Below are 12,733 nucleotides of genomic sequence, written 5' to 3' on the forward strand. Positions count from 1 at the left end.
TATCTTTGAAATTAAACACAAATTAATATGATTATACAAGACGTTATAAATCATTTAGAAGCGTTGGCACCTTTAGCTTACGCCGAAGATTTCGATAATGTTGGCCTTTTAGTAGGCAATAAATACAACAAAGTAACAGGAATACTAGTTACCTTAGACACTCTCGAAGCTGTTGTAGACGAGGCCATTGAGGCTAACTGCAACATGATTGTAAGCTTCCACCCTATTATTTTTAAAGGCTTAAAAAAAATAACAGGCAAAAATTATGTGGAGCGTGTAGTTTTAAAAGCCATAAAACATGATATAGCTATTTTTAGTATCCATACAGCCTTAGATAATTCACAACATGGTGTAAACGACATGATTTGCAACCAATTACAACTCACAAACAAACACATTTTAATACCGCAAAGCGCTACCATAAAAAAACTAACCACCTACGTGCCCAAAAAAGAAGCCGACCAACTAAGAACAGCCCTGTTTAACGCTGGAGCAGGTAACATTGGTAATTATTCCAATTGCAGTTTTAATGTAGAAGGTCAAGGCACTTACAAAGGCAATGAAGACGCTAACCCAACCCTAGGCAAAAAAGGAGAAAACCACACCGAAAACGAAACAAAAATTACGGTAACCTTCGCAAAACACCAGCAAAACAACATTTTATCCACACTGTTTAAAACCCATTCCTACGAGGAAGTAGCCTATGAAATTACAAGCATAGAGAACAAAAACCAGAATATTGGTATGGGTATGATTGGCGAATTTGCCCAATCCATGGACGAAAGTCAGTTTTTAAACCATTTAAAAACAAAAATGAATACAAAATGCGTAAGGCATTCCGCATTATTAAATAAAAACATAAAACGCGTGGCGGTTTTGGGCGGCTCCGGAAGTTTTGCCATTAACGCAGCTAAAAGCGCTGGTGCTGATGCTTTTATAACCGCCGATTTAAAATATCACGATTTTTTTTCAGCCGAAAACACCATACTTTTGGCAGATATTGGGCATTACGAAAGCGAGCAATACACAAAAAATCTTTTAGTAGCTTATCTTACAAAAAAAATTACTAATTTTGCAATCATTTTATCAAAGATAAATACCAATCCTGTTAAGTATTTTTAAAGTATGGCTAAAAAGAAAGAAGTAACTGTTGAAGAGCGTTTAAGAGCTTTATACGATTTACAACTCATCGATTCACGAATTGATGAAATTAGAAATGTTCGTGGAGAACTTCCTTTAGAAGTTCGAGATTTAGAAGATGAAGTTGCTGGATTAAACATAAGATTAGAAAAACTTATATCTAATTTAGAAGTAGTAGATAACGATATCGTTGGGAAGAAAAACTCAATCGAAGAATCTAAAGCTTTAATAAAAAAATATAGCGAGCAACAAAAAAACGTTAGAAATAACAGAGAATTCAACTCTCTTACTAAAGAAGTAGAATTTCAAGAATTAGAAATTGAATTAGCTGAAAAGCACATTAAAGAATTCAAAGCACAAATAGAGCAGAAAAAAGTAGTGATTTCTGAAACTAAAGAGCGTTTAAAAGAGCGTGAAAACCACTTAAAGCACAAAAAGAGTGAGTTAGATGCTATTTTAGCCGAAACCGAAAAAGAAGAACAAGCTTTAATAGGTAAATCTGAAGATTACAAAAAGCAAATCGAAGAGCGCTTAGTTAAAGCATATACTAGAATTAGAACAAACGTAAAGAACGGATTAGCAGTTGTTGCCATCGAAAGAGGAGCATCTGGAGGATCATTCTTCACCATTCCACCACAAGTACAGGTAGAAATTGCTTCACGTAAAAAAGTAATTACAGATGAACATAGTGGACGTATTTTAGTCGATGCAGAATTAGCTGAAGAGCAAAAAGCAAAAATGGCAAAAATGTTTTCTAAACTATAAGTCATTTTAAATACACATAATTAAGCCTTCATTTAATTTTGAAGGCTTTTTTTATGCCAAATAACTTGGACGTTACCCCAAAGGGTCGGGCTTTCCACTACAAGTCCTCGCACCTCCTTTGTCGGGCTGTGGGCTTTTCGTTGCAATCCCTAACGCGGGTTAGTTTGCAGTTGGCAATCCATAGCTTCTAGTTTGCACATACCAATAAATTTTTAAAACAACATTAACACAAACCATTTAAGGTTTCATAAATTTATACGTCTAAACAAAGAAAAATTCATGAAAAACATCATTCCAATATTAGCATTAACCCTGTTTTTTAGTTGCCAAAATTCAGCACAAACATCAAAAAAGCAAGAAGCAATTATAAATGCAGACCCCATTGAAGTCCCTATAAAAAACGGAAAAGCTAAAGCTTATTTCGCAAGCGGATGCTTTTGGTGTGTAGAAGCCATTTACGAAAGCGTTAAAGGTGTTGACGAATCTATTTCAGGGTATTCTGGCGGACACACTAAAAACCCAACTTATGCGTCAAGCAATACAGGTAAAACAGGACATGCCGAAGCTGTAGAAATTATTTATGATCCAAAAATTGTGAGTTTTGAAACCTTAGTCGATGTTTATTTTGCATCGCAAAACGTAACCCAAGTAAAGGGACAAGGAAACGACCGCGGGTCGCAATACCGCTCCATACTTTTTTTCCAAAATAAAGCACAAAAGCAAATTATTTTAAAGAAAAAAGAAGCCTTAGCCAAAAAATTAAACGCAAAAATTGCAGCCGAAGTCTATCCATTTCAAAAATTCTGGGTAGCAGAAGAGTATCATCAAAATTACGAACGCTTGCACCCAAACCATCCATATATACAAAATGTATCGGTACCTAGGTTAAACCGCTTTAAAGCAAAAATGCCAGAAATTTTAAAAGAGAACCATTAATAGTATTTTAATTTGAACCTTAAGCTATTAAAACACATATTTTCAAAAATAAAACAACTCTACTTTTTACTTTGATAGTAACTACCTTTTTGTTGCCTTCAAAGTAAAAATTAAAGGATACAATTTACCTTTGGTTACAAACATACCAGAATTCGTCTTTGTTAAATTTGGTAACACATCATAAGGGCTTTCATCAAACTCGTTTAAATATTCTATTTGCAACCCAGCATCGGTTAAAGCCTTAATCACTTCACTTAATCCGTGGTTCCATCCATACTCTTTACTAATCATTTTTGAGTTTTGGTAAGCGTAAGTGCCTTCATATTCTTCATAAATAACCTCGTCCCGCATATAACCATATCGCATTACGGGTCTATCATGCAGATAATCAAACATCCAAACTATCGGATGAAATTCAGCTATAAAAAATGTGCCTCCTTTTTTTAAACGTTCAGCAATCATTTTGCCCCAAGGCTTTAAATCTGGCAACCATCCTATAACGCCATAAGTAGTATAAACAATATCGAATTTATCTTTTACAAATTCCGAAGTATCCAAAACATTACAACAAATAAATTCTGCGTCAAGCTTTAATTCATCATTTAAACGTTTTGCTAGTTTAATACCCTCATCACTCAAATCGACACCTATGCACTTTGCTCCCATCCTACTCCAGCTCATAGTATCTTGTCCAAAATGACATTGTAAATGCAATAGAGATTTTCCTTTTACATCATTTAAAGCTTCTAATTCATAAGGCATTAAAGAAGATTTTCCGTTTTTAAAGGCGTCCAAATCATACATATCACTTTTAGCATGAATTTTCACCTTTTCATTCCAGGTGCTTTTATTCGTATTAAAATATTTATCGTAGTTACTCATCTTCAAATGATATCTTTGTGAAAACTCTAAATTATGAAAAAATTACTAATAGCCGTTTGCCTAATTACATTTGGCCTTTCTTGTAAACAAAAGGAAGAAAAAATTATAAAAGAAATAAGTATAGCTCAAAAAATAGCTAATGCACATGGGTTTGAAAACTGGAATGCTGTTTCTGAAATTCAGTTTACCTTTTTTAATAAAAGAAGTTGGATTTGGAAACCAAAAACTAACGATGTTACGCTAATTACCGAGAAAGACAGCATTAACTACAACAGAACCGCTTTAGATAGTACATTTATAAAAGCCGATAGAGCCTTTATTAATGATAAATTTTGGTTGCTTATACCGTTTCAATTGGTTTGGGACCAAAACACTACACTTTCTAAACCAACTATCGAAGAATCTCCAATTCATAAAAAACAGCTTAAAAAAATAACGGTTACCTATCCAGACACGGGCGGTTATACACCAGGTGATGCTTACGACATTTATTATAATAACGATTTTATAATTAAAGAATGGGCCTTTAGAAAAGGAAACGCTGCTACTGCTGGCCTTATAAACACCTTTGAAAACTATCAAGAGTTTAATGGTATAAAAATAGCTCTGGACCATAAAAAAGCAGAAGGTGACTGGAATTTAACCTTATCGGAAATAGAAATTATAAAAGAGTAAAAAAAATTACATATTTTTTGGTAATTAAAACATCTAAACTACGACTTATGACGTATATAAAGTATAACAGTTATTTTTCCGCTATATGCGTCTATATATATTAAAGCGCTTCAACCAATGGTTGAAGCGCTTTTCCTTTTTAAGTCTATTTGGTTTTGCTATTCTTTTCTAACATTATAATTCTTATTTTTGTTAGCAACCCAAAACCAAAACACTTTGTCCGATTACAAACTAGGTCTTAATTACGCTATAGAACAGGACCAAAACGACGCTTTAAAAACATACCGAGAGCATTTCCACATCCCTAAAGACCAGCAAGGTAATCCATGGATTTACATGACTGGCAACTCACTAGGATTGCAACCCAAACAAACCTCAACTTACGTAAACCAAGAGTTGAAGGATTGGGCTAATTTAGGCGTTGAAGGACATTTTGAGGCTAAAACCCCATGGCTACCCTATCATGAGTTTTTAACCGAAAGTATGGCTAAAGTTGTAGGCGCAAAACCTATTGAAGTAATTGTTATGAATACGCTAACAGCCAACTTACACTTTATGATGGTGTCGTTTTACAAGCCTACAAAAACGCGATACAAGATTCTTATTGAAAGTGATGCTTTTCCTTCTGATAAATATGCTGTAGAGTCGCAACTTCGTCATCATGGGTTCGATGATAAAGAAGGTGTTGTTTTATGGAAACCAAGAAAAGGTGAAGAATTACTAAACTATGAGGATTTAAAACATATTCTAAAAGAACAAGGCGATGAAATTGCCCTTATAATGATTGGCGGTGTTAACTATTATACCGGTCAGTTTTTCGATTTAAAACGCATAACAAACCTAGGCCATAAACATGGTTGTAATGTAGGTTTTGACTGCGCCCACGGTGCAGGAAACGTAGCATTAAACCTCCACGATTCTGGAGCAGATTTTGCCGTTTGGTGTACCTATAAATATTTAAATTCTGGACCAGGAAGTGTAGGTGGTTGCTTTATTCACGAGCGTCATGCTCACAAAAAAGACTTAAACCGTTTTACAGGATGGTGGAGCCATAATAAGCAAACACGTTTTAGAATGCGCGATGAGTTCGACCAAATGCCAGGTGCCGAAGGTTGGCAATTAAGTAACCCGCCCATTTTATCGATGGCAGCAATAAAGGCATCGTTAGATATGTTTAATGAAGTTGGATTTGAAAACCTCATTAAAAAATCTAAAAAATTAACAGGCTATTTCGAGTTTTTAATCAAGCAATTAGGCGAGGACACTATTAAAATTATTACGCCAAGTAACCCAGACGAACGCGGTTGCCAACTATCTATTCAAGTAAAAAACGCAGATAAAACGTTACATAATAAATTAACCGAAGCTGGTATAATTAGCGACTGGAGAGAGCCCGATGTTATTAGGTGTGCTCCTGTTCCACTTTATAATTCATTTGAAGATGTATATAGATTGGTTGAGAAGTTGAAAGAAATAACATAAGAGCACTAATACCTTTATTTATTTTAATGAATAATGGAGGCCTATAATAACAACACATACTAAAATCATAAGGTTTTCGAGAAGGGGAGAATGACAAAGATGAAAGATACGCAACAAAACATATTAATTATAGGCGCCGGATTATGCGGTTCACTTCTAGCCTTACGTTTGGCACAAAGAGGATTTAACGTAAACGTTTACGAAATGCGCCCAGATTTACGAAAAGTAGATATTTCTGCGGGGCGCTCTATTAATTTAGCTTTTTCAGATCGCGGGAATAAAGCCATGAAATTAATTGGTTTAGAAGATAGAGTAAAGGCACTTTGCATCCCTATGAATGGACGCATGATTCATGATATACATGGCAATACCTTCCAATCTAATTATAGCGGTCGCGACTATGAATACATCAATTCCATTTCACGTGGGGATTTAAATGCTTTACTTTTAGATGAAGCCGAAAAACATGACAAGGTAAATATTCAATTTAACAGCAAATGTAAATCTGTCAATTTTGAAAATACCACGGCTCTTTTTAAAGATTATATTACAAAAAAGGAATTTATTGAGGATGCCGATGTTATAATAGCCACAGATGGCGCAGGTTCTGCATTGCGTAAAAGTTATTATTTAGGAAAAAAATTCTTGTTTAGTTTCTCGCAAGCTTATTTAACCCATGGTTATAAAGAATTAAGTATTTTACCAAAACCAAATGGCGATTTTAAAACTTATAAAAATGCCCTTCATATATGGCCTCGTGGTAGCTTTATGCTTATTGCACTACCAAATTTGGATGGCAGTTTTACCGTAACACTATTTTTAAGTTACGAAGAAGGCCAATACAATTTCAATAATTTAACTACCGAGGAACGTGTTCTAGAATTTTTCCAAAACGAATTTCCAGATGCCTTAGCTTTAATGCCAAACCTTTTAGAGGACTTTTTTACTAACCCAACATCGCCTTTGGGTACTATAAAATGTTCGCCATGGCACTACAAAGGCAATACGTTGTTAATGGGCGATGCCGCTCATGCTATTGTTCCGTTTTACGGTCAAGGTATGAATGCTTCCTTTGAAGATGTTGTGGAGCTAGACCAAGTACTAGATCAAGATTTAAAAGATTGGGAAACCATTTTTAAAACTTACGAAAGCAACCGTAAAAAAGACACCGATGCCATTGCAGATTTAGCCATTGATAATTTTCATGAAATGAAAGGTCATGTTAATCAGGCCATATTTCAAGAAAAGCGTAAATTAGAAATGGCCTTAGAAAAAGAATTTCCAAATGAATATGCTTCAAAATACTCTTTAGTAACTTTTAATGAACATATAGGTTACAGAGAAGCTATGTTAAAAGGACGAGCACAAGACAAAGCTATTTTAAATTTACTAACCGATGGCTTAATTACTAGCAATGACGATTTAAAGCTCGTTTTAAATCGAGTAAAGCAAGAAACCGAAGCTATTCTTGAAGATGATAGAATAGCTGGGTTAACATAAACAGAAAGCCTACCCTTCCTAAAAAAAAGGAACAGTTGGCTTTAAATAACAAAAACTCAAATTCCCACGTTGAGTTTCTCTCTTTGGGGAGGTTAATAGGGACTTTTTACCATGAGTAAAGTAACACCAAGAGGAGCATATCCGCATACAAAACGTGTTGGCGATTTTATATTCGTATCTGGAACTAGTTCGCGAAGAGCAGACAATACCATTGCAGGTGTTGATATTATAGACGAAATGGGAACCAAACGATTAAATGCTGAAATTCAAACTCGAGAAGTTTTAAAGAATATTGAAAAGAATTTAGCTAATGAAGGTGCCACTTTAAAAGATGTGGTTGATATTACTTCTTTTTTAGTTAATATGAATGATTTTGCAGATTACAATAAAGCATATGCCGAATTTTTTGATACTACAACAGGACCAACACGAACTACCGTAGCGGTGCATCAATTACCGCACCCTGATTTGCTAGTTGAGATTAAGGTAGTGGCTTATAAAAAGTTATAGATGAACATCCAAAACTTCATAAACGGCAAGTTGGAGAATCCAATCTCAAAAGATTGGATAGACAACTATTGTCCGTCAGATGGAGAAGTTTACGGTAAAATCCCCAACTCATCAAAAGCAGATGTAGAAAAGGCTTATCAAAGTGCCAAAACCGCCTTTAAACAATGGTCGCAAACAACCCTTGAAGCACGCAGCAGAATACTCATTAAAATCTCGGAGCTATTAGAAGCAAACCTGCAACGCTTCGCAGAAGCAGAAAGTAAAGATAATGGCAAACCTATTGGTTTAGCAAAAACTATTGACATACCCAGAGCAGCTAGTAATTTCAGGTTTTTTGGAAATGCCATCACCCAATTTGCTAGTGAAAGTCATGAAAGCGCGGGACAAAACGCCATAAATTACACCTTAAGACAGCCTATTGGAGTGGTAGGTTGTATTTCGCCTTGGAACCTTCCGCTTTATCTTTTTACCTGGAAAATTGCTCCAGCTATTGCGGCAGGAAACTGTGTAGTAGCAAAACCTAGCGAAGTTACACCTATGACCGCCTATTTACTAGGAGAAATTTGTAATGAAGCAGGTTTACCTAAAGGGGTTTTAAATATTGTTCATGGATTAGGAACAACAACCGGTCAAGCGATAGTTGAGCATCCTGAAATTAAAGCGATTTCTTTTACCGGCGGCACCGCCACTGGAGCACAAATAGCTAGGGTTGCTGCTCCTATGTTTAAAAAACTATCTTTAGAATTGGGTGGTAAAAATCCAAACATCATTTTTGCCGATTGCGATTATAATGAAATGCTTGAAACTACAGTGAGTTCATCTTTTGCAAATCAAGGTCAGATTTGTCTATGCGGAAGCCGAATTTTTATTGAGGCTTCTATATATGAAGCGTTTAAGGTAGATTTTGTAGAAAAAGTAAAAGCGCTTAAAGTTGGGCATCCAGCTAAAAACACAACAAAAATTGGCGCTTTAGTTTCAAAACCGCATTTAGAAAAAGTTTTAAGTTATATCGATATTGCTAAAACTGAAGGTGGAAAAATACTTTGTGGTGGTAATAAGGTTGTTGTAAAAGGTTTTGAAAACGGTTATTACCTAGAACCTACAATTATTGAGGTTAAAACTGATGAATGTAGAGTTAACCAAGAAGAAATATTTGGCCCAGTAGTTACTATCATGCCTTTTAAAACCGAAGCGGATGTTTTACAAATGGCAAACAAAATTAAGTATGGTTTATCGGCAACACTATGGACCAACAATCTTAAACGCACCATGCATTTTAGCAAGCAATTACAGGTTGGTATTTTTTGGGTAAACACTTGGATGTTGCGTGATTTGAGAACACCTTTTGGCGGTGTAAAAGCATCGGGGGTTGGTCGCGAAGGTGGTTTTGAGGCGTTACGCTTTTTTACTGAAGCTAAAAATGTATGTATAAAATATTAATTACCAATAAATTGGAAAAGGTATAAAAATTATGGATTTAAAATTAAATAATAAATACGCATTAGTTTGCGGAAGCACACAAGGTATAGGTAAAGCCACTGCAATAGCTTTGGCCAACGAAGGAGTTCACGTAACCCTTGTAGCTAGAAACAGAGAAAAATTAAAAGCCGTTTTAGAAGAATTACCAAACCATAGAGACCATAATTACATTGTTGCCGATTTTTTAAACCCACGAGAGTTACAAGAGCAACTTATTAAATTTATTGAGAAAGAACACGGTTTTCATATTGTAATAAACAATACAGGAGGCCCTAGAAGTGGCGAAATTTTAACAGCCAGCTTAGAAGCTTTTGAAAATGCGTTTACTATGCATCTTAAATGCAATCATTTAATAGCTCAAGCCACCATTCCGTTTATGAAAGCGGAAGGTTATGGTCGTATTATAAATGTAATTTCAACTTCCGTAAAAGAGCCAATTCCTGGTTTAGGTGTTAGCAATACTATTAGAGGTGCTGTTGGCAATTGGAGTAAAACTTTAGCTACCGAAGTAGCTGAATTTGGTATTACAGTAAACAACGTACTTCCTGGTTTTACAGAAACCGAACGTTTAAACGAAATAATTAAAATTAAAGCGAACATTGAGAACCGTGCTTTAGAAGATATGGCTGAAATAATGAAAAATTACACGCCTGCTAAACGTTTTGCTAAACCGGAAGAAACTGCTAGCGTTATTACCTTTTTAGCTAGTACTCCTGCTGCTTATGTTAATGGCGTTAATGTTCCTGTTGATGGTGGACGTACCAAATCTTTGTAATAATTTAACCTTTATAACTTTAATAGAATTTAAGCGGTTTGTATATTAGTAACGAATTTGCGTTAAGGATAGAAGCGGCATCCTTTTTTATGAATTCTAGAGTATTTGGTAAACGTTAATTTTCTATAATTAAAGCTTTTAAATAAGATACTATATTTGTGAAACATAAAAAAGATATAGCGGATAGCCTGACCCTTGTGGTAACGCCCAAAACATAAAACTATGAGTAACCTAACATCGCCTATAAATTTTAAAGCTTGGATTGAAGAAAACAGACATCATTTAAAACCGCCGGTTGGAAATAAAGTGGTATGGAAAGATGGTGATTTTATTGTTATGGTGGTTGGTGGCCCAAATAACAGAAAGGATTATCATTATAATGAAACGCCAGAGTTTTTCTACCAAGTTGAAGGTGATATTGTTTTAAAAATTATTGATAAAGGTACGCCTAAGGAGGTTCATATTAAGGAAGGTGATATTTATTTGCTACCTCCAAAAGTTCCACATTCTCCGCAACGTGGAGCTAACACTGTTGGTTTGGTTATTGAATACAAACGACCAGAAGGTATGCGCGATGCGCTACTTTGGTTTTGCGAAAATTGCGTAACCAAACTTTATGAAGAGGATTTTACCGTTGAAAATATTGAAACCGATATGCCTAAAATATTTGACAAATATTATGGCGATAAAGAAAAACGAAGCTGCCCTAATTGTGGTGAGGTTATGCAACCGCCACAAAAGGTTAAAATTGATTAAAATTATAAACTTTTAAAGATTCCTGACCTCTCAGGACCTATACATGAAACGTAAATTACGAATAAACGGTCATTCTCATTTACTACCTTACCCGGAGCAAATTCCTGAATTTATGCGTGAAAAAGGCATTTTTTGGGTGGATAAGGATAGAAAATTTATGCTTCAAAAGGATTGGAAACGTCCTGTTACAGATTCCAGTTTTTTCTTGGATGAAAAGTTAGAATGGATGGAGCGTAATAAACTAGATCATGCTGTGGTTTTAAATTTATCGCAACTTTATGGCAATGGTTTACGTGTTGAGGAAATGAAAAAAGCCTTGCGTTTTCAAAACGATTTTAACGCAAAAATGCAACAAGAAAACCCAAGTAAATTTACTTGCGGCTTTGTGGTGCATCCAGCGTTTATACGAAGTGCGTGTTGGGAAATTGAACGTTGTGTAGAACAGTTAGGACTTCAATTACTTTGTCTTCCCACGCATTACATGGATACTATTGGCACATGGCGTTGTATTTTTGATGAGGAGAATGAGCCTATTTTTGAATTAGCAGATAAATATAATTTGGCTGTTGAAGTTCACCCTTACGATGGCGAAAAGTTTATTAAATTAGAGAATACCTCTTGGCGTTTTCACCTTATTTGGATGCTTGCCCAATGTGGCGATGCTTATCATTTTTTTACGCTTAATGGCTACCAAGATAAATTCCCGAATATGCGTACTTGTTTTGCTCATGGTGGACAGTTAGCACAAATTAACTTAGGCAGACGTATTCAAGGTTTTGATGGCAGACCGGATTTATTTGAAGGTAAACACCACCCAAGAAAAGCCGTAGGACATAAAAACATATTTTTTGATACGCTAGTGCATGATACAGGTGGATTAGAGTTACTTATTAGAAATCATGGCTCTAAACAGGTTATAATGGGTCTTGATGACCCTTACCCCTTGGGCGAAATGGAAAGCGATAAACAATCATCGTACCCAGGGAAAATATTAGATTTGGCTGTTGATAGAAAAATTATTAATGAAACTGAGTACGATGATATTTGGGAAAATAACGTTATACAATGGCTGTGCGGTGATGACGAAAGCGCCAAAGAAAAATTGATTAAAAGAATTTTAAGCTAATGCATTTTATAACAGAAGAATTAGACAATTATGTTGTTTCTCATTCGGAAAACGAACCAGAATTACTACAACAACTCACGCGAGAAACCTACCAGAAAATTTTACAACCTAGAATGTTAAGTGGTCATTATCAAGGCAGGATTTTAAGCATAATTTCTAAATTGGTAAACCCTAAAAACATTTTAGAAATTGGCACGTATACAGGGTATTCGGCATTATGTTTAGCTGAAGGCATGCAAAACACTGGAGAATTACATACTATTGATATTAATGAAGAACTAGTAGATTTTCAGAGGAAATATTTTGATAAATCTAATTACGGACATCAAATTAAACAGCATTTAGGAAACGCTTTAGCTATTATTCCTAAACTTGATGCAACTTTTGATTTGGTTTTTATTGATGCCGATAAGGTGAACTACTCTAATTATTTTAATGTTATTATAGATAAGTTAAATGCTGGCGGTATTATTTTATCGGATAACGTATTATGGAGCGGTAAAGTACTTGATACTACCTTTAAAAAGGACGACATATCTACACCTGAATTAATTAAGTATAATGCGCTTTTAAAAGAAGATAAACGTGTAGAAACAGTATTATTACCTATTCGAGACGGTTTAACTATTAGCAGAAAGTTATAAAGGTGGTAAGTTAAAATATATTTAATTAAAAAAGCTACCCAAGCTTATTGTTTAATTTTTACA

The 12,733-nt window shown here is 35.0% G+C and carries 13 protein-coding genes; 12 read left to right on the forward strand and 1 reads right to left on the reverse strand.

Going from position 1 to position 12,733, the window contains the following annotated elements; all coding sequences use genetic code 11:
• The first annotated feature begins 27 nt into the window (after positions 1-27).
• The 3 genes from AAFN75_RS02965 (at position 28) to msrA (ending at position 2,841) form a co-directional block, all read left to right on the forward strand.
• Positions 28-1,122 (forward strand): Nif3-like dinuclear metal center hexameric protein, encoded by a 1,095-nt coding sequence (locus tag AAFN75_RS02965; RefSeq protein ID WP_411808160.1) that lies wholly within the window; start codon positions 28-30, stop codon positions 1,120-1,122.
• A 3-nt stretch (positions 1,123-1,125) separates the two neighbouring features.
• Positions 1,126-1,905: a zinc ribbon domain-containing protein gene (locus tag AAFN75_RS02970; protein WP_411808161.1), complete on the forward strand. Its 780-nt coding sequence runs from the start codon at positions 1,126-1,128 to the stop codon at positions 1,903-1,905.
• A 279-nt stretch (positions 1,906-2,184) separates the two neighbouring features.
• Positions 2,185-2,841 carry a peptide-methionine (S)-S-oxide reductase MsrA gene (gene msrA / locus AAFN75_RS02975; protein WP_411808162.1) on the forward strand — a complete coding sequence of 219 codons (657 nt, stop codon included), beginning with the start codon at positions 2,185-2,187 and terminating at the stop codon, positions 2,839-2,841.
• A gap of 81 nt (positions 2,842-2,922) precedes the next feature.
• Here the strand turns inward: msrA and AAFN75_RS02980 are convergent, their stop codons facing one another.
• Positions 2,923-3,723 (reverse strand): class I SAM-dependent methyltransferase, encoded by an 801-nt coding sequence (locus AAFN75_RS02980; protein ID WP_411808163.1) that lies wholly within the window; start codon positions 3,721-3,723, stop codon positions 2,923-2,925.
• Positions 3,724-3,756: 33 nt separating this feature from the next.
• Here AAFN75_RS02980 and AAFN75_RS02985 point away from each other — a divergent pair, with 33 nt between their 5' ends.
• From AAFN75_RS02985 to AAFN75_RS03025, 9 genes are all read left to right on the forward strand, one after another.
• Positions 3,757-4,398, forward strand: a complete 642-nt coding sequence (locus tag AAFN75_RS02985) for a hypothetical protein (protein ID WP_411808164.1) — start codon at positions 3,757-3,759, stop codon at positions 4,396-4,398.
• Positions 4,399-4,614: 216 nt separating this feature from the next.
• Complete coding sequence (gene kynU / locus AAFN75_RS02990; protein ID WP_411808165.1) at positions 4,615-5,880, forward strand: kynureninase; 1,266 nt, start codon at positions 4,615-4,617, stop codon at positions 5,878-5,880.
• 99 nt (positions 5,881-5,979) lie between these two features.
• Complete coding sequence (locus AAFN75_RS02995; protein WP_411808166.1) at positions 5,980-7,380, forward strand: FAD-dependent oxidoreductase; 1,401 nt, start codon at positions 5,980-5,982, stop codon at positions 7,378-7,380.
• Positions 7,381-7,491: 111 nt separating this feature from the next.
• Positions 7,492-7,890: a RidA family protein gene (locus AAFN75_RS03000; RefSeq protein WP_411808167.1), complete on the forward strand. Its 399-nt coding sequence runs from the start codon at positions 7,492-7,494 to the stop codon at positions 7,888-7,890.
• Entirely contained in the window at positions 7,891-9,330 is a 1,440-nt protein-coding gene (locus AAFN75_RS03005; protein WP_411808168.1) for an aldehyde dehydrogenase, read from the forward strand.
• A 31-nt stretch (positions 9,331-9,361) separates the two neighbouring features.
• Entirely contained in the window at positions 9,362-10,144 is a 783-nt protein-coding gene (locus tag AAFN75_RS03010; protein ID WP_411808169.1) for an SDR family oxidoreductase, read from the forward strand.
• Positions 10,145-10,366: 222 nt separating this feature from the next.
• Positions 10,367-10,900: a 3-hydroxyanthranilate 3,4-dioxygenase gene (locus tag AAFN75_RS03015; protein WP_411808170.1), complete on the forward strand. Its 534-nt coding sequence runs from the start codon at positions 10,367-10,369 to the stop codon at positions 10,898-10,900.
• A 43-nt stretch (positions 10,901-10,943) separates the two neighbouring features.
• Positions 10,944-12,026, forward strand: coding sequence for an amidohydrolase family protein (locus AAFN75_RS03020; protein ID WP_144116734.1), 1,083 nt, complete (start codon positions 10,944-10,946; stop codon positions 12,024-12,026).
• Entirely contained in the window at positions 12,026-12,670 is a 645-nt protein-coding gene (locus AAFN75_RS03025) for an O-methyltransferase (RefSeq protein WP_411808171.1), read from the forward strand. Before AAFN75_RS03020 ends, AAFN75_RS03025 begins: the two co-directional genes overlap by 1 nt.
• Positions 12,671-12,733 lie beyond the last annotated feature (63 nt).

The organism is Algibacter sp. AS12, from assembly GCF_046736315.1.
Taxonomy (GTDB): domain Bacteria; phylum Bacteroidota; class Bacteroidia; order Flavobacteriales; family Flavobacteriaceae; genus Algibacter_B; species Algibacter_B amylolyticus.